Annotated in this window: 23 protein-coding genes and 1 tRNA gene; 11 read left to right on the forward strand and 13 right to left on the reverse strand. The window is 48.6% G+C overall.

The features are described 5' to 3' along the window. Window positions 1-207: 207 nt before the first annotated feature. Both edd and CRG49_RS02725 read left to right on the forward strand, forming a co-directional pair. The gene (gene edd / locus CRG49_RS02720) at window positions 208-2,043 is read left to right on the forward strand and encodes a phosphogluconate dehydratase (RefSeq protein ID WP_095502474.1); all 1,836 of its coding nucleotides are present in this window, start codon (window positions 208-210) and stop codon (window positions 2,041-2,043) included. A gap of 83 nt (window positions 2,044-2,126) precedes the next feature. Continuing rightward, on the forward strand, window positions 2,127-2,762 hold the full coding sequence (locus CRG49_RS02725; RefSeq protein WP_095502475.1) for a bifunctional 4-hydroxy-2-oxoglutarate aldolase/2-dehydro-3-deoxy-phosphogluconate aldolase: 636 nt from the start codon (window positions 2,127-2,129) through the stop codon (window positions 2,760-2,762). Window positions 2,763-3,029: 267 nt separating this feature from the next. On the opposite strand, the gene CRG49_RS02730 is transcribed toward CRG49_RS02725, so the two are convergent. From CRG49_RS02730 to CRG49_RS02750, 5 genes are all read right to left on the reverse strand, one after another. After that, a complete protein-coding gene (locus CRG49_RS02730; protein ID WP_195690034.1) occupies window positions 3,030-3,344 on the reverse strand; it encodes a hypothetical protein in 315 nt (104 codons plus the stop codon). Between the two features lie 135 nt (window positions 3,345-3,479). Further along, window positions 3,480-3,686, reverse strand: coding sequence for a DUF2788 domain-containing protein (locus CRG49_RS02735; RefSeq protein WP_095502476.1), 207 nt, complete (start codon window positions 3,684-3,686; stop codon window positions 3,480-3,482). An 82-nt stretch (window positions 3,687-3,768) separates the two neighbouring features. Beyond that, the gene (gene metZ, locus CRG49_RS02740) at window positions 3,769-4,938 is read right to left on the reverse strand and encodes an O-succinylhomoserine sulfhydrylase (RefSeq protein ID WP_095502477.1); all 1,170 of its coding nucleotides are present in this window, start codon (window positions 4,936-4,938) and stop codon (window positions 3,769-3,771) included. A 239-nt stretch (window positions 4,939-5,177) separates the two neighbouring features. Beyond that, complete coding sequence (locus CRG49_RS02745; protein ID WP_095502478.1) at window positions 5,178-5,666, reverse strand: DUF3465 domain-containing protein; 489 nt, start codon at window positions 5,664-5,666, stop codon at window positions 5,178-5,180. A 5-nt stretch (window positions 5,667-5,671) separates the two neighbouring features. Next, a complete protein-coding gene (locus tag CRG49_RS02750) occupies window positions 5,672-6,472 on the reverse strand; it encodes a hypothetical protein (RefSeq protein WP_095502479.1) in 801 nt (266 codons plus the stop codon). A gap of 86 nt (window positions 6,473-6,558) precedes the next feature. Between CRG49_RS02750 and CRG49_RS02755 the strand changes: the two genes are divergently transcribed. Both CRG49_RS02755 and CRG49_RS02760 read left to right on the forward strand, forming a co-directional pair. Continuing rightward, window positions 6,559-6,810 carry a hypothetical protein gene (locus CRG49_RS02755; protein ID WP_095502480.1) on the forward strand — a complete coding sequence of 84 codons (252 nt, stop codon included), beginning with the start codon at window positions 6,559-6,561 and terminating at the stop codon, window positions 6,808-6,810. A gap of 117 nt (window positions 6,811-6,927) precedes the next feature. After that, entirely contained in the window at window positions 6,928-7,734 is an 807-nt protein-coding gene (locus CRG49_RS02760; RefSeq protein WP_095502481.1) for a basic amino acid ABC transporter substrate-binding protein, read from the forward strand. 204 nt (window positions 7,735-7,938) lie between these two features. On the opposite strand, the gene serS is transcribed toward CRG49_RS02760, so the two are convergent. Next, a complete protein-coding gene (gene serS / locus CRG49_RS02765) occupies window positions 7,939-9,234 on the reverse strand; it encodes a serine--tRNA ligase (RefSeq protein ID WP_095502482.1) in 1,296 nt (431 codons plus the stop codon). Between the two features lie 176 nt (window positions 9,235-9,410). Further along, a tRNA-Glu gene (locus CRG49_RS02770) sits at window positions 9,411-9,486 on the reverse strand. Window positions 9,487-9,637: 151 nt separating this feature from the next. Between CRG49_RS02770 and CRG49_RS02775 the strand changes: the two genes are divergently transcribed. The 3 genes from CRG49_RS02775 to dcd all read left to right on the forward strand — a co-directional run bounded on the left by CRG49_RS02775 (window position 9,638) and on the right by dcd (window position 11,641). Further along, entirely contained in the window at window positions 9,638-10,537 is a 900-nt protein-coding gene (locus CRG49_RS02775) for a recombination-associated protein RdgC (protein ID WP_095502483.1), read from the forward strand. A 50-nt stretch (window positions 10,538-10,587) separates the two neighbouring features. Next, complete coding sequence (locus tag CRG49_RS02780; protein WP_095502484.1) at window positions 10,588-11,013, forward strand: hypothetical protein; 426 nt, start codon at window positions 10,588-10,590, stop codon at window positions 11,011-11,013. Window positions 11,014-11,074: 61 nt separating this feature from the next. Further along, window positions 11,075-11,641 (forward strand): dCTP deaminase, encoded by a 567-nt coding sequence (gene dcd / locus CRG49_RS02785; RefSeq protein ID WP_095502485.1) that lies wholly within the window; start codon window positions 11,075-11,077, stop codon window positions 11,639-11,641. Window positions 11,642-11,721: 80 nt separating this feature from the next. Here the strand turns inward: dcd and CRG49_RS02790 are convergent, their stop codons facing one another. Next, window positions 11,722-12,396, reverse strand: a complete 675-nt coding sequence (locus CRG49_RS02790; protein WP_095502486.1) for a peptidoglycan DD-metalloendopeptidase family protein — start codon at window positions 12,394-12,396, stop codon at window positions 11,722-11,724. A gap of 343 nt (window positions 12,397-12,739) precedes the next feature. Between CRG49_RS02790 and CRG49_RS02795 the strand changes: the two genes are divergently transcribed. From CRG49_RS02795 to accD, 3 genes are all read left to right on the forward strand, one after another. Next, window positions 12,740-13,237: an FxsA family protein gene (locus CRG49_RS02795; protein ID WP_095502487.1), complete on the forward strand. Its 498-nt coding sequence runs from the start codon at window positions 12,740-12,742 to the stop codon at window positions 13,235-13,237. 151 nt (window positions 13,238-13,388) lie between these two features. Then, window positions 13,389-14,174: a tryptophan synthase subunit alpha gene (gene trpA, locus CRG49_RS02800; RefSeq protein ID WP_095502488.1), complete on the forward strand. Its 786-nt coding sequence runs from the start codon at window positions 13,389-13,391 to the stop codon at window positions 14,172-14,174. A 56-nt stretch (window positions 14,175-14,230) separates the two neighbouring features. Beyond that, window positions 14,231-15,106 (forward strand): acetyl-CoA carboxylase, carboxyltransferase subunit beta, encoded by an 876-nt coding sequence (accD, locus tag CRG49_RS02805; protein ID WP_095502489.1) that lies wholly within the window; start codon window positions 14,231-14,233, stop codon window positions 15,104-15,106. A 71-nt stretch (window positions 15,107-15,177) separates the two neighbouring features. Here the strand turns inward: accD and CRG49_RS02810 are convergent, their stop codons facing one another. The 5 genes from CRG49_RS02810 to nirK all read right to left on the reverse strand — a co-directional run bounded on the left by CRG49_RS02810 (window position 15,178) and on the right by nirK (window position 19,301). Further along, entirely contained in the window at window positions 15,178-15,711 is a 534-nt protein-coding gene (locus CRG49_RS02810) for a glutathione peroxidase (protein ID WP_095503574.1), read from the reverse strand. Between the two features lie 311 nt (window positions 15,712-16,022). After that, a complete protein-coding gene (gene rpsO, locus CRG49_RS02815) occupies window positions 16,023-16,292 on the reverse strand; it encodes a 30S ribosomal protein S15 (RefSeq protein ID WP_095503573.1) in 270 nt (89 codons plus the stop codon). A gap of 226 nt (window positions 16,293-16,518) precedes the next feature. Then, a complete protein-coding gene (locus CRG49_RS02820; RefSeq protein WP_095503572.1) occupies window positions 16,519-17,277 on the reverse strand; it encodes a formylglycine-generating enzyme family protein in 759 nt (252 codons plus the stop codon). Window positions 17,278-17,404: 127 nt separating this feature from the next. Beyond that, window positions 17,405-17,980, reverse strand: a complete 576-nt coding sequence (locus tag CRG49_RS13475; protein WP_095503571.1) for a cytochrome c — start codon at window positions 17,978-17,980, stop codon at window positions 17,405-17,407. A gap of 127 nt (window positions 17,981-18,107) precedes the next feature. Then, window positions 18,108-19,301: a copper-containing nitrite reductase gene (gene nirK, locus CRG49_RS02830; RefSeq protein WP_095503570.1), complete on the reverse strand. Its 1,194-nt coding sequence runs from the start codon at window positions 19,299-19,301 to the stop codon at window positions 18,108-18,110. A 372-nt stretch (window positions 19,302-19,673) separates the two neighbouring features. Here nirK and CRG49_RS02835 point away from each other — a divergent pair, with 372 nt between their 5' ends. Continuing rightward, the gene (locus CRG49_RS02835; RefSeq protein WP_095503569.1) at window positions 19,674-21,929 is read left to right on the forward strand and encodes a nitric-oxide reductase large subunit; all 2,256 of its coding nucleotides are present in this window, start codon (window positions 19,674-19,676) and stop codon (window positions 21,927-21,929) included. Window positions 21,930-22,057: the final 128 nt, after the last annotated feature.

Below are 22,057 nucleotides of genomic sequence, written 5' to 3' on the forward strand. Positions count from 1 at the left end.
AACACATTCGCGATTACAGTTGCTTACAATTGACCAAAACTAAGACTTGCATCAAATTTCATACAGATAAATCAGATTAACTGTAACAAAACTACAATATTTGTATTATAATATTGATTACATTATATCAGTTTCCATTCTTTCAGACGGCCTCAGCAGCCGCCCATATAAAACCGAGTCGCATGACGGCCAAAAAAGGAGCCATACATGAGCCACACTCCTATCCATCCCAAACTGGCGGAAATTACCCAGCGTATCATCGACCGCAGCCAAGCAACGCGTGCCAAATATTTAGCTAAAATCCGCGCTGCCAAACAACAAGGCCGCTTGGAGCGCAACCAATTGGGTTGTAGTAACCTTGCCCACGGCTATGCCGCCATGCCCAAAAGCATCAAAATCGAAATGCTGCAGGAAACCGTGCCAAACTTAGGCATCATCACCGCTTACAACGACATGGTTTCGGCGCACCAACCATTTAAAGATTTCCCTGATTGGATTAAGGACGAAGCACAAAAATACGGCACCACCGCGCAAGTTGCCGGCGGCACACCGGCCATGTGTGACGGCATCACACAAGGTTATGCCGGTATGGAATTGTCTTTGTTCTCGCGCGATGTGATTGCAATGAGCACGGCAGTGGGCATGTCGCATCAAATGTTCGACGGCGGCCTGTATATGGGTGTGTGTGACAAAATCGTACCCGGCCTGATGATTGGTGCTTTGTCGTTCGGTCATGTTCCGGCAGTATTTTTACCGGCAGGCCCGATGGCCAGCGGCATCAGCAATAAAGACAAAGCGCGTACCCGCCAATTGTTTGCCGAAGGCAAAGTAGGCCGCGATGCCCTACTCGAAAGCGAAATGGGCTCGTACCACAGCCCCGGCACCTGCACCTTCTACGGCACCGCCAATTCCAACCAAATGATGATGGAAATGATGGGCGTGCATTTACCGGCGGCCGCATTTGTGCATCCTTATACCGATTTGCGCGAAGCCCTTACCCGCTACAGCGCCGCCCACTTGGCACAAGGCATCCGCAACGGCACTGCCCTGCCATTGGGCGAAATGTTGACGGAAAAATCATTCATCAATGCCCTGATCGGCCTGATGGCGACCGGGGGTTCGACCAACCACACCATGCACTTAGTCGCCATGGCGCGTGCGGCCGGTGTGATTTTGAACTGGGATGATTTTGACGAAATTTCTTCTATTATTCCATTGATGATTCGCGTGTATCCGAACGGTAAAGCCGACGTCAACCACTTTGCTGCAGCCGGCGGTTTGCCGTTTGTGATTCGCGAATTGCTGGATGCAGGTTTGCTGCATGACGATGTTGACACCGTAGTCGGCCACGGCATGCGCCACTACACCCAAGAGCCGTTCTTAATTGACGGCAAACTGGAATGGCGCGAAGCACCAACCGAAAGCGGCAATGACGACATCTTGCGCAAAATCGACAATCCGTTCTCACCTGACGGCGGTTTGCGCCTGATGCAAGGCAACATCGGCCGCGGTGTGATTAAAGTATCGGCCATCCGCGAAGGCTGCCGCATCATCGAAGCCCCTGCCATCGTGTTCAACGACCAGCGCGAAGTATTGCAAGCTTTTGATCGCGGCGAACTCGAGCGCGATTTCGTGTGCGTGGTGCGCTACCAAGGCCCGCGTGCCAACGGTATGCCGGAATTGCACAAACTCACCCCACCTTTGGGCATTTTACAAGACCGCGGTTTCAGCGTTGCCCTGCTGACCGACGGCCGTATGTCGGGCGCATCAGGCAAAGTGCCGGCTGCCATCCACATGACCCCTGAAGCCTTGATGGGCGGCGGCATCGGCAAAATCCGCACCGGCGATTTAATCCGTTTTGATTCTGTGACCGGCGAACTGAACGTCTTAACCAACGAAGCCGAATGGGCAGCACGCGAAGTCGAGCAAATCGATTTGAGTGCCAACCAGCAAGGTTGCGGGCGAGAATTGTTTGCCAACTTCCGCAGCATGACCAGCTCGGCAGAAACCGGCGCCATGAGTTTCGGCGGCGAATTTGCCTGAATCTTTTTCAGACGGCCTGCTGATGAATCTTCAACGCCGTCTGAAACCTATTAACGAAGCGAACTTATTTTCAAGGAACAAACATGTCTGCAACACTCACCCCACGCGAAATCTTAAGCGCAGGTGCGGTTATCCCTGTGATGGCGATTAACGATTTATCTACGGCCGTTGACTTGGCACACGCCTTGGTTGAAGGCGGCATTCCCACGCTGGAAATTACTTTGCGCACACCGGTCGGCGTGGATGCCATCCGCCTGATCGCCAAAGAAGTGCCTAACGCCATCGTCGGCGCAGGCACGGTAACCAACCCCGAACAACTCAAAGCCGTGGAAGATGCCGGTGCACTCTTCGCCATCAGCCCGGGATTGCATGAAACCTTGGCTAAAGCCAGCCATCAAAGCAGCATTCCGCTGATTCCGGGCGTAGCGACACCGGGCGAAGTGCAATTGGCCTTGGAACACGGCATCGATACCCTGAAGCTGTTCCCCGCCGAAGTGGTTGGCGGCAAAGCCATGCTCAAAGCTTTGTTTGGTCCTTACCCTGATATCCGCTTCTGCCCGACCGGCGGTATCACTTTGGAAAGCGCACCTGAATACTTGGCCTTGCCGAATGTATTGTGTGTCGGCGGCTCATGGCTGACTCCAAAAGAAGCAGTGCAAAATAAGGACTGGGATAGCATCACCCGCTTGGCAAAAGAAGCTGCGGCACTAAAAGCTTAACCCCCCCTATCAGAAACACCTAAAGCGAAGCCAGTGATTTTGGTTTGTATTCGGGGATGACTTTTGAAAACCGAAATAATCCAATATGGTTTGGCCGCTATTACGGCATTTGTCTAACTCATAGCGGTCACTTACGTCGCATCATTTCCCAATGACCTCCATCCGCTCACTTGGATTTAAATTTTGAAAAATACGAGGCTTCCAAACAACAGGCCGTCTGAAAATTCAGACGGCCTGTTTCATAATAATCATATTGTTTTATTTGATTTAGTCATATGTTTCACAACTAATATCACGGGGTTTGCAGAACATTTCATGATGTCGGGCCAAACACTGTTTGCGCACCTCCAATTTGGCACGCCCCAAACTACTATGTTCGCTTCGATAAGTTTGAGTAAACGGAGTCATACTACAAACATGCACTTTACCGTTATTTTTTACCAAACTGCGATCGACATCATGCACACCGATAACAACCGGAACTGGCTGAACAGCCACTCCTTCATAAACCGGAATGGCACAACCGCCCAAAGCCAATATTGCCACCAATAGGGCAGTATGGGCTGAATTAACGGTTTTCATATGAATGATTCCTTTCATTAACTCAATTCATTACCTTTACTGAATATAACATTTAAATAATTTAAGGATTGTCATTATTTTTAAAAAACCGGTTAAACAATCAAAAAAAACTTTAATTCATACTACCCGCTGCCATTACTTTGGCAACACCAAAAAACTGATCAATAATTCTTTGAACAAAAAGCCAAACACACCCAAGCCCAACACTAGAAACAGCATGATCATGCCGAATTTTCCGGCTTTTGACTCTTTGCCTAAATTCCACACAATAAAACCAAGAAAAATCACCAATACTGTCAGGCAAATTTTCAATGCCCATGCGGAAAATACCGCTTCATCCATAACCACTCCTTATGATTCTCACTAATTTTTCAGACGGCGCCGTTGCTTACAAAAGGCCGTCTGAAACAGAATAATCCGCACATCAAGCACGTAAAGCCTGATTCAAATCATCAATCAAATCATCAATATATTCTAAGCCGACCGACAAACGCACCAAGCCTTGTCGGATGCCGGCGGCAAGCTTGTCTTCCGGCGACATACGCGCGTGGGTGGTTGTCCACGGATGGGTAATGGTCGAGCGTACATCACCTAAGTTGGCCGTACGTGAAAATACATTCACACTGTCAATCACCTTCCAAGCCGCATCTTGGTCGGCCAGTTCGAAACCGACCACAATGCCACCGCCGTTTTGCTGGCGCTCAACCAGTTCACGCTGCGGATGGTCGGGCAAACCGGCGTAATATACCGCATTCACCTGTGGTTGCTGTTGCAGCCATTGCACCACCTTCAACGCATTGTCGAATTGTTTTTCCATGCGGATGGAAAGCGTTTCAATACCGCTCAACAATTCAAACGAATTAAACGGCGAAATCGCCAAACCGCAAGAGTTGGCATATACCGCCACCTGATTCATCAAGGCTTCCGAACCGGACAACACACCGCCTGCCAGACGGCCGTGGCCGTCAATCGCTTTGGTTGCGGATTGCACGGAAATGTCAGCACCGCATTGCAAAGGTTGTTGTCCGAATGGCGACATCAAACTGTTATCCACCACCAGTAAAGCTTCGTTTTCGTGTGCCAACGCCGCCAAGGCCGGCAAGTCAGCGACTTCACTCAAAGGGTTAGACGGTGTTTCCAAAAAAAACAGCTTGGTGTTACCCTTTACTGCTGCACGCCATTCGGCCACATCAACGGTCGACACATAGCTTACCTCGATACCGAAGCGCTGCACCACGGTATCGATAAAACCGACGGTCGTACCGAACAAACCGCGGCTGCAAATCACATGGTCGCCCGCACTCAAAAAAGTTAAAAATGCCGCCTGAATCGCCGACATACCGCTCGATGTCGCCACTGCGCGCTCAGCACCTTCCAAAGCCGCCACGCGTTTTTCAAAAGCAGCAGTGGTCGGGTTGGCAGTACGGGTGTAGGTGAATCCTTTTACCTTTTTGGAAAACAAATCCGCCGCGTGCGCCGCACTTTCCCACATAAAACTACTGGTTAAAAACAATGCTTGGTTGTGTTCGTTGTAAGCGGTTTGCTCTTTGCCGGCGCGGATGGCCAAGGTTTGCGGGTGAAGCTTTTTCGTCATGGTTGAATCCTGAATGTCCAAGGCCGTCTGAAAACGGAAATAAAAAAAGCAGCATGGTGTTTGCTGTATCGGCCTGCATGTAATTTGTTAATATTTTGCGCCGATTTTGCTTTGGTTTCAAGAACAAAAGCCGCACAAAATCAGATATTCGTTATTAAAATAAAGCTAACATCAGCTATTCTATTTCTGAATAACTCAGGCCGTCTGAAAGCAATATGATTTCAGAAGGTCTTAAACAATCATTGGTAAATCTTGCCGTTGTGTTTCAACCAGCCGTCAATATGCCGACCGTTGGGGTCATGGTGCGTCCAATGAATCACGCCGCCTTGTTCCGACCATTCATACACGCCATAGAAGCGGACGGTATCGCCTTTTTTCAAGCCTTTGATTTTATCGGCCAAATCGATATTGTGTGCCACCAATAAGGTTTGGCCGCTGGATAATTTCAAAATAAAGCGTTGATGGCGCGAACCTTTGTTGTCATCAGGCAAGGTTTTTTTTACCACGCCCTCGCCTTCAATTTGCAGGTTGTTGCGTCGTTGTTCAAATGCGCTCTGCAACACGGCTTCGGCATTGGTGCTGCCCGTTGCACTGCCGGAACGTGTTTGATCTTGTGCAGACGGCCTTGACTGCGTTTGCCCCTGCTTCGGCTGTTGCGCCGTATCCTGCCATTTTTGATAGCCGAAAAACGCCGCAGCGGCAATGACAATCCAAATCCATTTATTCATTCGGTTTACTTCTCACGCTTGTATTTCATTTCGTATTTTAAATCAGCCAACACTTTTTTGACATTGTGATCGAGCAAATCCTCCACCAAGGCCGGCGCTTGTTCGTTTAAGGTTTGCTGCAAATTGTAAGAGAGCAAAGCCATTTGTTTTTGCAGCGCCACGCGAATCATGCCGTTGACCGCATCGGTCACGTGCGGACGCATGCGCTTAATCAGGCGGTCGGCCAATCCTTGTTCGGAAATGCAAAACACTTCTCGGCGGCCGATGGCTTGCGGATTCAATACATTGATATTCACCACCACTTTTTGTTCGGCCACATCATCAAGGCCGTCTGAATGCTCGGCTTCATTCATCTTTTCAGACGGCATGGTGTCTTCGCTTTCGGCTTGCGACTCAGGAAATTCAACGGTTTGGCGTTTCGGATTGAGCCACACGGTGCGGGTCGATTCGATGTGTTTCTCGGAAGCGCGCATTTGCAACGCGCTTTGCGCGCTCAACCAGTTTTCCTGTAGCAGCACCATATCATCGGTTTCGATGTCTTCATGCTGTGCTACTTCGGCATTATGCTCTTCCTGCCATTTGCGCATGTATTCCCGCAATACCTTATCGCGCGATTTTTGGTCGAGTTCATAAGGTTTGTCGGCTTTGGCGGCAACATTCTGGCGCGCGTCTTTCGATTCGCGAATCAAGGGCGCGTGGGTGTAGGGCGCGTTAATCTGACGGGTCTGGCGTAATTGTTCCAACCGGCGTTCCCAGTTGAAATCGTTTTCCGTTTGTGATGAAGGATTTGGCTTTTTGGTATCCATTTTTATCTCGTTGCAATTTCCGTTTCGCAATCAAACCGCTTGATTTGCTATAATGCGGCATTCTATCAGATTCCTAAGGAATAGACATGAGCAGCATTGAGCAACGATTAGAATTTTTGGAAGAGTCAAACGAAGTTTTGCGTATGCAGAATCACGTTTTGGCCACCGCACTCAAAGGCCTGATTCGCGCCCTGCCCGGCGACACCGCTCAAGACGTGGTCGAATCCATCCAACTGGCGTTTGAAGACGCTTTGGCCGAACTCAACTACGAAGACAGTCCGCACACGGATTTGTTCCACGACGTGACTTACGCCTTTTTCCGTGAAGAAGAACGCTGATTCAAGCGGATAAACGGCAAAAAGTTTATGCTGCGCATTGCCCTGTCATTATAGACTTATGCTAAAATCGCGCTTTATTTTATTTAATTTCGATTCACCACATAGAGGAGACTCACCATGAACATGAAAAAATGGATTGCCGCAGCCATCGCCTGCTCGGCACTGACCTTGGGCGCATGCAGCGGCCAAAGCAAAGACACCACCGCCGCTGCACCTGCTGCTGCCGACCCAAATAAAGTATACCGCGTAGCCATGAATGCCGAATTCGCGCCATTTGAATCACGCGATGCCAACGGTAAAGTGGAAGGCTTCGATGTTGACTTGATGGATGCCATGGCCAAAGCCGGCAACTTCAAAGTGGAATACAAACACCAGCCTTGGGAAAGCCTGTTCCCAGCATTGAACAACGGCGACGTGGATATCGTGATGTCAGGTGTAACCATCACCGACGACCGCAAACAATCGATGGACTTCACCGATCCGTATTTTGAAATTACCCAAGTGGTGTTGGTACCGCAAGGCAAACCGATTTCTTCATCAGAAGATTTGAAAAACCTGAACAAAGTCGGCGTGGTAACCGGCTACACCGGCGACTTCTCTGTATCTAAACTGTTAGGCAACGACAGCCCGAAAATCGCCCGCTTTGAAACCGTGCCATTGGTGATCAAAGAATTGGAAAACGGCGGTTTGGATGCCGTAGTGAGCGACAGCGCTGTGATTGCCAACTATGTGAAAAACAACCCGACCAAAGGCATGGACTTCATCACCCTGCCTGATTTCACCGTTGAAAACTACGGCATTGCTGCCCGCAAAGGCGACGAAGCTACTGTTCAAATGCTGAACGACGCATTGAAAAAAGTACGCGAAAGCGGCGAATACGAGCAAATCAAAGCCAAATACTTTGCTGACGAAGCCAAGAAATAATTTGATTTGATGCGGTAAAATATAAACAAGGCCGTCTGAAAAATAATATTTCAGACGGCCTTGTTATTACAAAATCGCTTAGGATAAAATCAGAAGCGAATGGCATTTTCTGATAAACACTATCCTGTTTACCTAAAAATAAACCAACCAATAAAAAGGCCGTCTGAAACATCAAGTTTCAGACGGCCTTTACCTTTAATTCAATTACTTCACTGCCAACTTAGCCACGCCGCCCATATACGGCTGCAAGGCGGCAGGAATGTTGATGCTGCCGTCGGCATTTTGATGGTTTTCCAAAACAGCCACCAAAGTGCGGCCAACCGCCAGACCCGAGCCATTTAAAGTATGCACCAAACGGTTTTTGCCGTTTTCATCTTTGAAACGCGCTTTCATACGGCGTGCTTGGAAATCTTCGCAGTTAGAACAGCTGGAAATCTCGCGGTAGGTATTTTGCGCCGGCACCCACACTTCTAAATCATACGTTTTGGTTGCGCCAAAGCCCATGTCGCCCGTGCATAAGGTAATCACGCGGTAAGGCAGTTCCAACGCTTTCAAGATATTTTCCGCATGGGCGACCATCTCTTCCAAAGCTTGGTAAGAATCTTCCGGACGCACGATTTGCACCATTTCCACTTTATCGAACTGGTGCTGGCGGATCAAACCGCGCACGTCTTTACCATACGCACCGGCTTCCGAACGGAAACAAGGCGAATGCGCGGTCAGCTTCAGCGGCAATTCACTTTCAGCTACGATGCTGTCGGCCACGGTATTGGTGAGCGTCACTTCCGCAGTCGGAATCAGGTATTGCGTTTTCTTGCTTTCATCACCGCCGCGGGTGACATGGAACAAATCTTCCGCAAATTTCGGCAACTGACCCGTGCCCTGCAAGGTTACATCATCAACGATATACGGCGTGTAATGCTCGGTGTAGCCGTGTTGCAGCGTGTGCGTATCCAACATAAATTGCGCCAAGGCACGGTGCAAACGCGCGATTTGACCTTTCATCACGGTAAAACGCGCACCCGACAAACGCGCACCACCTTCAAAATCCAAGCCGAGCGGTTCGCCCAAATCGACATGGTCTTTAATCTCAAAGTCAAATTCACGCGGCGTGCCGACTTTACGCACTTCCACGTTTTCCGTTTCATCCTTACCCGCAGGCACGCTTTCATGCGGCAGATTCGGGATGGTCAGCAACCAAGCGTCCAATTCCTGCTGCACGGCCTCCAAATCCTTGGCAGCCTGCTCCAAATCCACCTTAATTTGTGCCACCTGATCCATGGCCGCCTGAGCTTCATCATGTTTGCCCTGACCTTTGAGCGCACCGATTTGCTTGGAAATACTGTTGCGCGCCGCCTGCAATTCCTCAGCCTTGACCTGAACCGCCTTACGCTGCTCTTCCAAAGCCTGAAAACGCGCCGTGTCAAATTCATAACCACGCGCCGCCAGACGAGCCGCTACCGCATGGGTGTCATTACGCAAAAGTTGGATGTCTAACATGAATCTCTCTCGATAGCTAAAAATATGAATAGCGGTATTGTAAACCAAATCCGAAGTATTTTCAGCAGCGTGAAAACTGTGTGAAATGGGAAAGGCCGTCTGAAAATGTGATACCATGTTTAATCAAACAAAAAAACTAAAGCCCTGCTGAAACCAGCAGGGCTTTAATCGAAATCTGGCACGCCCACGGGGATTCGAACCCCGGTTGCCGCCGTGAAAGGGCAGTGTCCTAGGCCTCTAGACGATGGGCGCGTAACCGAAGACGAGACTATACCTAAGCCGTTTTATACTGTCAACATAGCCGCGCGATTATTTTCATTAGGCCATGTTTTTCAGACGGCCTTTATCCATTTTTGCGGCTAAAATCTGTATAATGAAGGCGTTTTAAGGAAAGGAAAATCAGATGTGGTTTAAGCAAATCAGTTTTTACCCTGTCAACAAGGAAAAACTGCCTGAATTGGAGACTTTGGCGGCTAAACTGGGCGAAGCGGAATTTACCCATTGCCAAGGTTTGGATTGGTTCAGCGAAGGCTTTGCCGCACCGGTTTCTTTCTCGCCGGAATTGGTTTTCCCGGCAGATTACACTTGGCGCGTGGCTTTGAAAAAAGAAGAGAAAGTCTTGCCTGCCGGTGTGATCCGCGATATTTTGGACGACAAAGTTTTAGAAATCCAAAACAATGAAGGGCGCAATGTCGGCCGCAAGGAAAAGCAGGAATTGAAAGACATCATCACCGATGACCTGCTGCCGCGCGCGTTTACCCGTTCCAGCCGCACGCAGGCGGTGTTGGATACGCGGCATGGTTATTTGCTGGTGAACAATGCTTCTTCTGCCAAAGCGGAAAATCTGTTAACCAAATTACGCGAAGCCTTGGGCGGCTTGGAAGCGAGCCTACCGAATACCAAGCAGTCGCCTTCTTCGTTGATGACTTCTTGGCTGCTTGATGGCCATTGCGAAGGTGGTTTTGAGTTGGACAGCGATTGCGAACTCAAAGGCGTGGGCGATGTGGTGCCAACGGTGAAAGTATCCAAGCAGGATTTGACCGCCGATGAAGTGGTGCAGCATGTAAAAAACGGCAAAACAGTGACCCAACTGGGCTTGGTGTGGCGCGAGCAGATTGCGTTTATCCTGACGCAGGATTTCACGCTCAAGCGCATTCAGTATTTGGATGTGTTGCAGGAAGAAGCGGAAAACAACGGCGATGATGCCGCCAGCCTGACTTTTGCTTCGCAAATTTTGATGACCGAAGCGCTCAGCACTATGTTGGAAGAATTGGTTTCTTATTTAGGCGGCTGGCAGGAATAATTTCAGACGGCCTGATCAATAGGCCGTCTGAAACCATTAAGGAGTGGTTTATGTTGAAATATTTAGCGTTTTTGCCTTTAGGCTTGGCATTGTGGCAACCGGTAAACGCGGCAGTCATCGACCCTTACCAAATCAAGGGCTGCCGTTACGAAGGCGAAGTAGATAAGGCCAATACGCCACACGGCAAAGGCAGCTGGGCTTGCCAAGACGGTCGCAGCTACCAAGGCCAGTTTAAAAACGGCCGCTTCGAAGGCAAAGGCACTTACACCGTCAACACCAGCAAAACGGTATTTCTCGAGCCGTTTTCCGTCAACAGCACCCGCCTGAATAATATGGTGTTAACCGGCCAATTTAAGCAGGGTTTTGCCGAAGGTCAATTCCAAGTCACGCAAAACAACGAGCCGTTGTTTGTCATCACCTTTGATAAAGGCATGATGAAAGACGTCAAATTAACCAATCAACCTAAGAAAAAATAGTATTCAGACGGCCTTTTTTATATAGGCCGTCTGAAACCATCATCGCTTACAAGGAATCAGCATGAGCATTAAATCAGACAAATGGATTCGCCGCATGAGCGAAGAACACGGCATGATTGAGCCGTTTGAACCGAACCAAATCAAAGAAATCAACGGCCAGCGCATTATTTCCTACGGCACATCGAGCTACGGCTACGACATCCGCTGCGCCAACGAATTCAAAATTTTCACCAACATCAACAGCACCATCGTCGACCCGAAAAATTTCGACCCGAAAAACTTCGTCACCGTCGAAGACGATTGCTGCATCATTCCGCCAAACTCATTCGCACTGGCGCGCACAGTGGAATATTTCCGCATTCCGCGCAATGTGTTGACCGTGTGCTTGGGCAAATCAACTTACGCCCGCTGCGGCATTATTGTCAACGTCACCCCGTTTGAGCCGGAATGGGAAGGCTATGTGACGCTGGAATTTTCCAACACTACCCCGCTTCCGGCCAAAATCTATGCCGGCGAAGGCGTGGCGCAAGTGTTGTTCTTTGAGAGCGACGAAGTGTGCGAAACATCTTACAAAGACCGCAACGGCAAATACATGGGTCAAACCGGCGTGACTTTGCCGAAAACTTGATGTGTATTCAAATAAATACCAATCAAAAGGCCGTCTGAAAACTTAGTTTTCAGACGGCCTTTTGATGATTTATTTAAAACTTATCGTGGCAAATATGTCATCGGGTCAACTGCTTTACCGCTAATCCGCACTTCAAAATGCAGCTTCACGCGATCGCTGTCGGTGCTGCCCATATTGCCGATAGGCTGACCCGCGCGCACGTTTTGGTCTTTTTGTACCAAAATATTGTCGTTGTGCGCATAGGCGGTGATGGTTGAAGTGTTGTGGCTGATTAAAATCAATTTGCCGTAGCCGCGCACACCTTCGCCAACGTAAATCACTTGGCCGGCCGCAGCGGCTTTCACGGTTTGGCCGCGATAGCCTGAAATATCGATGCCTTTGTTAGTGACGCCGTTGTAACGTTGAATAATGCTGTTGCTGCCGTTATCCACCGGCCATTGCAGTTGCAGGCGGTTAACCGGTGTCACCGAACGTGAAGCGGAAGGATTGGCGGCGGCATCACGGCGCACTCGTAAAACTTGGCCAACTTCAATTTTGGAAGAATTCGGCAAATTGTTCCAAGCAACCAAGGTTTGCACATTTTGGCCGTATCGCTTGGCGATGCGGTATAAGGTATCACCGGATTGAACGCGGTAATAGCCTTCCGGCACCGGTTTGGTTTGGTTGGAAGCACAGGCAGCGAGCAGCGCCACCATGCCGGTGAGCAAAATCGTTTTGCCGCGGGTTGAGATGGTGAGAAGTGTCTGTGTGTTCATAGGGCATAAGGATACCAAATCTGCCGTTTATCCGCCATGACCGAGCTTGGCGCATAATGTCGGTGTGATTGCGGTCGGTATGTTTGGCAAAAATATTGAAAGGCCGTCTGAAATGCTGTTCAGACGGCCTTTTCATCCAAACCAGCCGTTTCAGTCATCTTTTAAAACGTAAAAAATCCAAGCTCTATAATCCTCGCCTAAAGCCCAGTCTTTAACATTCCGTTTACTTACTTTTACTGCTACATAAGCTTACGCGTTTTCACATTTTGCCACCTTGAAAGGCGGCGCAAACACCTTTATGTTAATATCTCAAACTAACGCTAAAATCCACAAGGAACCAACCATGCAATTTTTAGGTATCGGCTTTTTGGTACTGATCTTTTTAGAAATCATGTCAATTGTTTGGGTTGCCGATTGGCTCGGTGGCGGCCTGACCTTTTTGCTGATGATTGCCAGCTTTGCACTCGGCGTATTCATGTTGCGCCGCACCGGTATGTCGGGCGTGTTGTTGGTGGGTGCGACCATGCGCAGCGGCAAAGATATTTCCATGTATCAGCTTTTGTGGCCGATTCGTTTTGCATTGGCCGGTTTGCTGTTGATGAGCCCGGGCTTTGCGTCTATGCTGGTCGCGCTGATTTTGTTGCTGCCGATTAAAGGCAAACCGATTGCCGACATGAGCATGCATACCGCCACTTTCGATCCTAATCGCGCGCACAATCCGTTTACCCAGCAATCAACGCAACCGAAAGACGACGACATCATCGATGCCGAATACACCACCGTCACCCGCGTTGATCCGCGCAGCAAAACCAAAGATTACATCGAACACAAACTCGATTAATCTGCCCCACTCCAAACAGGCCGTCTGAAAATGAATAATTTTTTCAGACGGCCTGTCTATTTACAAGGCGGCAATGTTATACTTAGACGATTATTGATTTGCATTTAGGCAGGCGCTGCGTTTAGCGTCTGAGCTTGAACGCGAGAACAAGATGAGCAGAATCCAGCAAACCTTTGCCGATTTAAACGGTGCCAAAGCCCTGATTCCCTATATCACCGTCGGCGACCCTGATACAGACACCACGCTTGCACTGATGCACAGCTTGGTGGAAAACGGTGCCGGTATTTTAGAATTGGGCGTGCCTTTTTCCGACCCGATGGCCGACGGCCCAACCATTCAACGCGCTGCCGAACGTGCTTTGAAAAACCATGTTTCGCTGAAAGATGTGTTGAGCGTGGTGCGCCGTTTCCGTGAACAAAACAGCCGCACGCCGGTGGTTTTGATGGGCTATCTCAACCCGATTCACAAAATGGGCTATGAAACCTTTGCCCAAGCTGCGGCCGAAGCCGGTGTGGACGGCGTGTTGACCGTGGATTCTCCGGTCGAAACCATCGAACCGTTGCAAAAGGCGCTGGAATCACGCGACATCGACTGTATTTTCCTGATTGCCCCAACCACCACCGAAGCACGCATTCAAACCATTGCCAAATTGGCCGGCGGCTTCGTGTATTACGTTTCCTTAAAAGGCGTGACTGGTGCGGCCAGCTTGGATACTGATGAAGTTTCGCGTAAAATAGAGCTTTTGCGTAAATATATCGACATTCCGATTGGCGTCGGTTTTGGCATCAAAAATGCCGAAAGCGCCCGCAAAATCAGTGCTGTGGCCGATGCTGTGATTGTCGGCAGCCGCATCGTGAAAGAAATCGAAGACAATGCAGGCCGCGAAGCAGAATCGGTCGGCCTGTTGGCGAAAGAATTAAAAGACGCCATCCGTTAAGCCAGACATCCGCCTGAAGATTAAAGGCCGTCTGAAACATCCTTTAGGAGTCATCCATGAGTTGGTTAGATAAAATCCTGCCACCCAAAATTAAACGCGATGGTGCTGAAAACGCATCATCTACCGTGCCGGAAGGCTTGTGGCACAAATGCCCTTCTTGCGCCGCGACCATTTATTCTTCCGAGCTAAAACAAAACGATATGGTCTGCACCAAGTGCAACTACCACAATCCTTTGTCTGCCCGCGAACGCTTAAACCTGCTGTTGGATGAAAACGGCCGTGAAGAAATCGGCGCACAGGTTAAGCCGACCGATGCGCTGAAGTTTAAAGACAGTAAAAAATACCCTGACCGCCTGAGCGCCGCCAAAAAACAAACCGGTGAAGACGATGCCATGGTGGTCATGAAAGGCACCATGAACGGCTTACCGGTGGTGATTGCCGCGTTTGAGTTCCGCTTTATCGGCGGCTCGATGGGTTCGGTTGTGGGTGAACGCTTTGTGCAAGGTGTGCGCCGCGCTGTGGCCGACAATTGCCCGTTTATCTGCGTGGCCGCTTCAGGTGGCGCGCGTATGCAGGAAGGTGTCAACTCGTTGATGCAAATGACCAAAACCAGCGCCGCCCTGCATTTATTGAGCGAAAAAAGCCTGCCGTTTATTTCCGTGTTGACCGACCCGACCATGGGCGGCGTATCGGCCAGCTTTGCCTTTTTGGGCGATGTGGTTTTGGCCGAACCGAATGCCTTAATCGGCTTCGCCGGCCCGCGCGTGATTGAACAAACGGTACGCGAAACCTTGCCGGAAGGATTCCAACGTGCTGAATTCTTGTTGGAAAAAGGCGCAATTGACCAAATCGTTGACCGCCGCGACATGAAAACCCGCATTTGCGATTTGATTACTTTGCTCACCCGCCGCGGTAAAATTACCGCAGCTTAATCGGTTAAGCATCACAAAAAGGCCGTCTGAAAACCATGGTTTTCAGACGGCCTTTTTGCTGGGCAAATTTATTACAGTAAAGCGCGAATATCTGATTCAATTTCAGATGGCTTCACGCTCGGGGCAAAACGCACCACGACTTCTCCATTGCGGTTGACCAAAAATTTGGTGAAATTCCATTTAATGTCGCTGCCTTCACGCTTCTCGCCAATCGAAGCCAGTTTCAGCAATAAATCTTTGAATACATGGTTGGCCTTGTCTTCCGGCTTTTCAGATTTGAGATAAACATAAAGCGGCGCAGCATTTTCGCCGTTGACATCAATCTTATCGAAAATCTTGAATTTAGTGCCGAATTTCATTTGGCAGACTTGGGCAATCTCACTACTGCTTTCCGGTGCTTGCTCACGGAATTGGTTGCATGGAAAATCCAAAATTTCCAAGCCCTGCTCGGCATATTGCGCATAGAGTTGCTGCAATTCTTCATATTGCGGGGTTAAGCCACAACGTGTGGCGGTATTCACGATCAGCAATACTTTGCCTTTGTAATCGCTCAAGCTCACTTCTTGACCTTGGGTATCTTTTACCACGAAATCGTACACTTTCATCTTGCGCTCCTTGATTGATATGACTTCACTATAAGGCCGTCTGAACAGAAACACAAGTTTTAGACGCTTGAGACTTTTGCAAAACCTCAAGAAGCCCTAAAGGCCGTCATTCCCGCGCAGGCGGGAATCCATCGCAATATCTAAGAAACCTATTTTATTCAAAAGCTTGTCATTCTGAAAAATGGATTCCCGCCTGCGCGGGAATGACGTCAGTTTAATATGTACTAGCTTTTCGAAAGAGTTTCGCAAAGGTTTCGGCCTTTAAAATAAAAAACACCGCTTTAAAAGCGGTGTTTTCAAATGCATAAATATTATTTACGCAGACCCAAACGAGTAATTACGTTACGGTAAGTTTCAGGTTTGGTACGACGCAAGTAAGTCAACAGACGACGGCGCGCGCTCACCATTTTCAACAAGCCACGACGGCTGTGGTGGTCTTTAGGGTTAGCTTTGAAGTGAGGGGTCAAGTCGTTGATGCGGAAAGTCAACAATGCAACTTGTACTTCAGAAGAACCGGTATCGCCTTCTTTACGTTGGAAATCTTTAACGATTTGCGCTTTTTGTTCTACGGTCAATGCCATGATGGAATACTCCAAAAATAAAAAGAACCTTTAAGGTTCGGACAAGTTTGCCAAGCCGAAACTGATGCAAACTCCTGATATCTTTTTCAAAGATGGCTGAATTATGCCATATTTCGGATAATGTTGCACGTTTTAATTGCAACTTTGCTGCTTTAGCGACAAAAAAGTGGCGATGCCTTGCGACATCGCCCAAGCTGCTTTGGTGATATAAAACGCCAAAAAACCTTTATTTCGCTGACGCGGCGCAGCGGAAACCTAAATTATGCAAACCGTATTTGGGTTGCAGGCTGGTGCGGATACCGAATCGCAAGAATGCGGCATAGTTGGTCGGATCGGTCGAGCCCAAAGAGGCTCCGCTACAGAACATGGAGCTGTCTGCCGAACCGGAATTCAACAGGCTGCTGTTGAAATCTTCCGTCCATTCCCAAATCAGGCCGTGCATATCGTGCAAGCCATAATAATTGGGTTTACCCATGCCGACATTGCGCAAGCCATTGCGACCGCCATCGGCATACCAATCTAAGATGGTGCGGTTGTAGCTTTCTTCGTTAGAACCGTTTTTCTGAGTGGCCGATGCCAAGCCGGCCAATTCCCATTCGTCGATGGTCGGCAGACGTTTGCCTTGTGCAGTGCAGTAGGCATTGGCGGCAAACCATGAAACATTGGTCACTGGGTGTTTCATTTCATTAGGTTTTGGCGCATAGGCGTTGCTGCCGGTTTGGTTCCAATGTTTCAAATAAGTCGGCTCGACTTGCTTTTTATTGGCCTTGCCTTTTTGCCATTGCGGATGCTTTTTCACAAATTCGGCAAACTCGGCATTGGTTACCGGATATTTGTCGATTTTGAATGACTTAACATGAATCATCGGGGTATCTTTTTTCAGATACAGCGGACGATAGCTGCCCGCCTCGATGGTGGCCATTTCAGCCGCCATCGCGCTGCCACAGACCAATAAGCTCATAACGAATAGTGAAATGGTTTTCATGATGTGTGCCTTTATGATTATGGTGAAAATCTATTTTTCAGACGGCATAGTGTTTATCAGGCCGTCTGAAAAATAAACTTAGGGTTTGATAGGCCGTCTGAAAGATTTCAGACGGCCTGAAACTGAGTTATTTGTTTTTGATTTCAGCCACTTCGGCAGCAGATACTTGACCGCCATTATTACCAAAGCTGTTCAAAACATAAGTTACTACGTTGGCAATGTCTTGATCGCTTAATGGCACAGCAGGCATCACGCCGTTGTATTCTTTGCCGTTCACTTTAATTGCGCCATTCACGCCTTTGGTTACAGCATGAACCAGTTTGGTGTTGTCTTTGGCAAAGTAATCCGATTTTTCCAATGGCGGGAATGTACCTTCCACACCTTTACCTTCTAAGCCATGACATGCCATACAGTTGGAATCATAAACAGCCTTACCCAACTTGATTTGCTCGTCTTGCGACAATTCGGCAGCAGCGGCAGGCTCAGCTTCAGCAGCTGGTTCGGCTTCGGCGGCCGGTGCCGGAGTTTCAGCAGATGCTGGTGCTTCAGCAGCTGGTTGTTCGGCGGGAACAGCTTCAGCAGAGGCCGGAGTTTCAGCCACAGGCGCGGTTTCTACCGGTTTTTCAGCAGCAGGTTCAGAACCGGAACAGGCTGCCAATACGAATACGGATGCCAATAAGGCTGCGATGGTTTGGCGTTTCATGATGGTATTCCTTTTGCGTTAACACGCTGTATTGTTATATTTATGTAAAAAGCCACCGTTATCCTAGTTTGAGCCAAGATAACAGTGGCTTTTTTATTGCTTTACTGCTTTCAATTGCTACTGTGTATTAGTAAGCATTTTGTGGTGCAGAAGCTTCAGCGGCCGGAGCAGGTGCTGCTGGAGCAGAAGCGGCAGCGGCTGCAGGTGCGTCAGCAGGTTTGTACTCAGTATCGCTCAATTTTTTGGTCATGATTTCTGGGTTTTCTTCACCCTCTACTTTCAATTGACCCAATGCACCTTTGTTGAACGCGCGGAAGATAGAGTGGTCAACCAAGGTGTAGCTGCCTGGGATATCCACTTTAAATTCTACGATTGCGGCGCCACCGGCAGGAACGATGGTGCTTTGTACGTTTTCGTTAATCAGTTTACCGCCTTCAACATATACTTTGTCGAAGATTTCGCCGATGACGTGGAATGAAGATACCAAGTTAGGACCACCGTTACCTACGTACATACGCACAGTATCACCAGTTTTGGCTTTCAGTGCATTGTCACCAGCAATCGCGCCAACGTGACCATTGAATACAACATATTCAGGTTGTTCTTTAACTGCTTTGTCCATATCAAAGGCTTGCAGACCTTGGGCGCCGTATTTACCTTTGGTATAGAAGTCGCCTTGCACGATGTAGAACTCTTTATCCACTTTTGGCAGACCTTCTTTAGGTTCAACCAAAATCAAACCATACATACCGTTGGCGATGTGCATGCCCACAGGCGCAACCGCACAGTGGTAAATGTACAAACCGGCTTGCAATGCTTTAAAGCTGAAGGTTGAAGTGCGGCCAGGAGCAGTAAAGGTTGCTTCAGCACCACCGCCAGGACCGGTTGCAGCGTGGAAGTCAACGTTATGCGGAACGGTAGAAGAAGGATGGTTAGAGAATTCTACTTCTACGGTATCGCCTTCGCGTACACGAATCATTTGGCCTGGAACGTCACCATTGAAAGTCCAGTAGTGGTAATCCACACCGTCAGCCATTTTCATGGTTTTTTCTACGGTTTCCATTTTCACACGAACTTTAGCAGGATGATCGCGATCGATGGCAGGTGGCACTTCAGGTGCATGGGTAACAATTGCATCAATTACCGGCAACTCACCAGCAGGGGTTTCGGCAGCAGCAGATTGCTCAGCAGTTGAAGCAGCAGATGCAGAAGCTTCTGCAGTAGCAGCCGGCTGTTCGGCCGGTTTTTCTGCTGCTTGCTGACCGCAAGCAGCCAAAGCGAATACAGAAGCGATGATTGCAGCTAAGGCTTGGCGTTTCATAGTGATTTCCTTTTTTGAAGAAATGTTAATTGGCTTGTTGTTTGAACCCATTATGTAGCTTTATGAATTTACGTATCTTGACCTAAATCAATTAATTCATAAAATATGCAATTTTTAATCAAAATTTCATTTCAAATCACTACTCTTTTATGCTCAAAGTCATAGATAAGCAGCAAATTTTCAGCCAAATCTTACCGATATATTTCCAATAAAAAGACTAAAAAAGCTTAAATTTAATTTATATCAACCTTTTAATGATAAATATCCATAGAAATCGTTTTACTAAAGTATAAATCATGCTACAATCTTTAACATTCATATTTGATGAATTAAATAAGCCATTTACCATTTACCAAAACAAGGAGTACTAAAATGGGACAGTACAAGAAACTTTGGCTACTGCTGATTGCAGTGCTGACAGTCTGTTTCACCATTCTTGGTTATATGGGTAGCGAGATCTATAAGAAAGCACCTCCTTACCCTGAACAAGTCGTTACCACTTCCGGCAAAGTGTTGATGACCAAAGACGACATTCTCGCCGGCCAATCCGCTTGGCAAACCACCGGCGGTATGGAAGTTGGTTCCGTATTGGGCCACGGTGCCTACCAAGCACCTGACTGGACTGCAGACTGGCTGCACCGCGAGCTGGTGGCATGGTTAGACTTGACTGCCCAAGCTGATTACGGCAAAAAATTTGATGAGCTGACTGCTGAAGAGCAAGCTGTATTGAAAACCCGTTTGCAAGATGAATACCGCGTTCAAAGCTCTGTAAAAGAAGACGGCTCGGTAGTCATCAGCGATACGCGCGCTAAAGCCATCGAAACCATTCTGCCTTATTACCACGGCGTTTATGGCGACGATCCTGCGCTGCAAACCACCCGTGAACACTTTGCAATGAAAAACAACACCTTGCCAAGTGAAGAAGCGCGTGAAAAATTGTTTAATTTCTTCTTCTGGACTGCATGGTCTTCTTCAACCAACCGTCCTGACGAAGTGTTTACCTACACCAACAACTGGCCGCACGAACCTTTGATCAACAACGTGCCGACTACTGAAAACTACATGTGGTCGTTCACCAGTATCGTTCTGTTGCTATTGGGTATTGGCTTGCTGATGTGGGGTTACTCATTCCTGACCAAACACGAAGAAGTAGAAATCCCGACTGAAGATCCGGTAGCGAAAATTGCGCTGACACCTTCTCAAAAAGCTTTGGGTAAATATGTATTCCTGACTGTTGCATTGTTCTGTGCACAAGTATTGCTGGGCGGTTTGACTGCGCACTATACTGTTGAAGGGCAAGGTTTCTATGGCATCGATAAAGCATTGGGCATTGAAATTTCTGACTGGCTGCCTTACTCGCTGACCCGTACTTGGCACATCCAATCGGCGATTTTCTGGATTGCCACAGGCTTCCTGACGGCCGGTTTGTTCTTGGCGCCAATCGTCAATGGTGGTAAAGATCCTAAATTCCAAGTAGCAGGCGTTAACTTCCTGTATATCGCCCTGTTTATCGTGGTAGTTGGTTCATACGCCGGTAACTTCTTCGCCTTGTCACACATCATGCCGCCTGAATTGAACTTCTGGTTCGGCCACCAAGGTTACGAATACTTAGACTTGGGCCGTTTCTGGCAACTTCTGCTGATGGTCGGCTTGCTGTTGTGGCTGTTCCTGATGTTGCGTTGTACCGTAAACGCCTTCCGCGAAAAAGGCACCGACAAAAACTTGCTGGCGATTTTCGTAGCGTCTATGGTTGGTGTGGGTGTGTTCTACGCACCAGGCTTGTTCTACGGTGAAAAATCTCCAATTGCCGTGATGGAATACTGGCGCTGGTGGGTGGTTCACTTGTGGGTAGAAGGCTTCTTCGAAGTATTTGCTACTGCCGCATTTGCCTTTATTTTCTACAACATGGGCTTCGTACGCCGCAGCACCGCAACTGCTTCTACTTTGGCCGCCGCCGCCATCTTCATGATGGGTGGTATCCCAGGTACTCTGCACCACTTGTACTTTACCGGTTCGACTTCTGCCTCTATGGCCATCGGCGCATGTTTCTCTGCCTTGGAAGTGGTACCTTTAGTATTACTGGGTCGTGAAGCTTACGAACATTGGTCTTACCAAAACACTACTGAATGGGCAAAACGCCTGCGTTGGCCGCTGATGTGTTTCGTGGCCGTAGCATTCTGGAACATGATTGGTGCCGGTGTATTCGGCTTCCTGATTAACCCGCCGATTTCATTGTTCTACATCCAAGGCCTGAACACCACCGCAGTTCACGCACACGCAGCTTTGTTCGGCGTATATGGCTTCTTGGCACTGGGCTTCGTATTACTGGTGGCCCGCTACATCAAACCGGAAGCACAATTTGACGACAAATTGATGACTTGGGGCTTCTGGCTGCTCAACGGCGGTTTGGTCGGCATGATTGTCATCAGCCTGTTGCCAATTGGCGCCATCCAAGCTTGGGCTTCTGTATCACAAGGTTTGTGGTATGCCCGTAGCGAAGAATTCCTGCAGATGGAACTCTTGGATACCTTACGCTGGGTTCGTACCGCAGCTGACTTGGTGTTCATCGGCGGCGCATTCTGTGTCGCATGGCAAGCCACCAAAATGGTATTCAGTCGCAGCAAATAATGTTTGATTGCTGACTTTAAAGGCCCTTACATTCGCATTTCAAGTGCAACGCTCAAATGCCATTGGCAAGGGCTGCTGAAAACAGATCACCCGGTGTCTCATAGTCCAATGTCTTTCTCGGTCGGCGG

The organism is Neisseria sp. N95_16 (assembly GCF_002551535.2).
Taxonomy (GTDB): Bacteria; Pseudomonadota; Gammaproteobacteria; order Burkholderiales; family Neisseriaceae; genus Neisseria; species Neisseria brasiliensis.

What these genes read in the sequence shown, in the direction of transcription:
- edd (WP_095502474.1), top strand. Translation starts at nt 208, where the DNA reads ATGAGCCACACTCCTATCCATCCCAAACTGGCGGAAATTACCCAGCGT.
- CRG49_RS02725 (WP_095502475.1), top strand. Translation starts at nt 2,127, where the DNA reads ATGTCTGCAACACTCACCCCACGCGAAATCTTAAGCGCAGGTGCGGTT.
- CRG49_RS02730 (WP_195690034.1), bottom strand. Translation starts at nt 3,344, where the DNA reads ATGAAAACCGTTAATTCAGCCCATACTGCCCTATTGGTGGCAATATTG.
- CRG49_RS02735 (WP_095502476.1), bottom strand. Translation starts at nt 3,686, where the DNA reads ATGGATGAAGCGGTATTTTCCGCATGGGCATTGAAAATTTGCCTGACA.
- metZ (WP_095502477.1), bottom strand. Translation starts at nt 4,938, where the DNA reads ATGACGAAAAAGCTTCACCCGCAAACCTTGGCCATCCGCGCCGGCAAA.
- CRG49_RS02745 (WP_095502478.1), bottom strand. Translation starts at nt 5,666, where the DNA reads ATGAATAAATGGATTTGGATTGTCATTGCCGCTGCGGCGTTTTTCGGC.
- CRG49_RS02750 (WP_095502479.1), bottom strand. Translation starts at nt 6,472, where the DNA reads ATGGATACCAAAAAGCCAAATCCTTCATCACAAACGGAAAACGATTTC.
- CRG49_RS02755 (WP_095502480.1), top strand. Translation starts at nt 6,559, where the DNA reads ATGAGCAGCATTGAGCAACGATTAGAATTTTTGGAAGAGTCAAACGAA.
- CRG49_RS02760 (WP_095502481.1), top strand. Translation starts at nt 6,928, where the DNA reads ATGAACATGAAAAAATGGATTGCCGCAGCCATCGCCTGCTCGGCACTG.
- serS (WP_095502482.1), bottom strand. Translation starts at nt 9,234, where the DNA reads ATGTTAGACATCCAACTTTTGCGTAATGACACCCATGCGGTAGCGGCT.
- CRG49_RS02775 (WP_095502483.1), top strand. Translation starts at nt 9,638, where the DNA reads ATGTGGTTTAAGCAAATCAGTTTTTACCCTGTCAACAAGGAAAAACTG.
- CRG49_RS02780 (WP_095502484.1), top strand. Translation starts at nt 10,588, where the DNA reads ATGTTGAAATATTTAGCGTTTTTGCCTTTAGGCTTGGCATTGTGGCAA.
- dcd (WP_095502485.1), top strand. Translation starts at nt 11,075, where the DNA reads ATGAGCATTAAATCAGACAAATGGATTCGCCGCATGAGCGAAGAACAC.
- CRG49_RS02790 (WP_095502486.1), bottom strand. Translation starts at nt 12,396, where the DNA reads ATGAACACACAGACACTTCTCACCATCTCAACCCGCGGCAAAACGATT.
- CRG49_RS02795 (WP_095502487.1), top strand. Translation starts at nt 12,740, where the DNA reads ATGCAATTTTTAGGTATCGGCTTTTTGGTACTGATCTTTTTAGAAATC.
- trpA (WP_095502488.1), top strand. Translation starts at nt 13,389, where the DNA reads ATGAGCAGAATCCAGCAAACCTTTGCCGATTTAAACGGTGCCAAAGCC.
- accD (WP_095502489.1), top strand. Translation starts at nt 14,231, where the DNA reads ATGAGTTGGTTAGATAAAATCCTGCCACCCAAAATTAAACGCGATGGT.
- CRG49_RS02810 (WP_095503574.1), bottom strand. Translation starts at nt 15,711, where the DNA reads ATGAAAGTGTACGATTTCGTGGTAAAAGATACCCAAGGTCAAGAAGTG.
- rpsO (WP_095503573.1), bottom strand. Translation starts at nt 16,292, where the DNA reads ATGGCATTGACCGTAGAACAAAAAGCGCAAATCGTTAAAGATTTCCAA.
- CRG49_RS02820 (WP_095503572.1), bottom strand. Translation starts at nt 17,277, where the DNA reads ATGAAAACCATTTCACTATTCGTTATGAGCTTATTGGTCTGTGGCAGC.
- CRG49_RS13475 (WP_095503571.1), bottom strand. Translation starts at nt 17,980, where the DNA reads ATGAAACGCCAAACCATCGCAGCCTTATTGGCATCCGTATTCGTATTG.
- nirK (WP_095503570.1), bottom strand. Translation starts at nt 19,301, where the DNA reads ATGAAACGCCAAGCCTTAGCTGCAATCATCGCTTCTGTATTCGCTTTG.
- CRG49_RS02835 (WP_095503569.1), top strand. Translation starts at nt 19,674, where the DNA reads ATGGGACAGTACAAGAAACTTTGGCTACTGCTGATTGCAGTGCTGACA.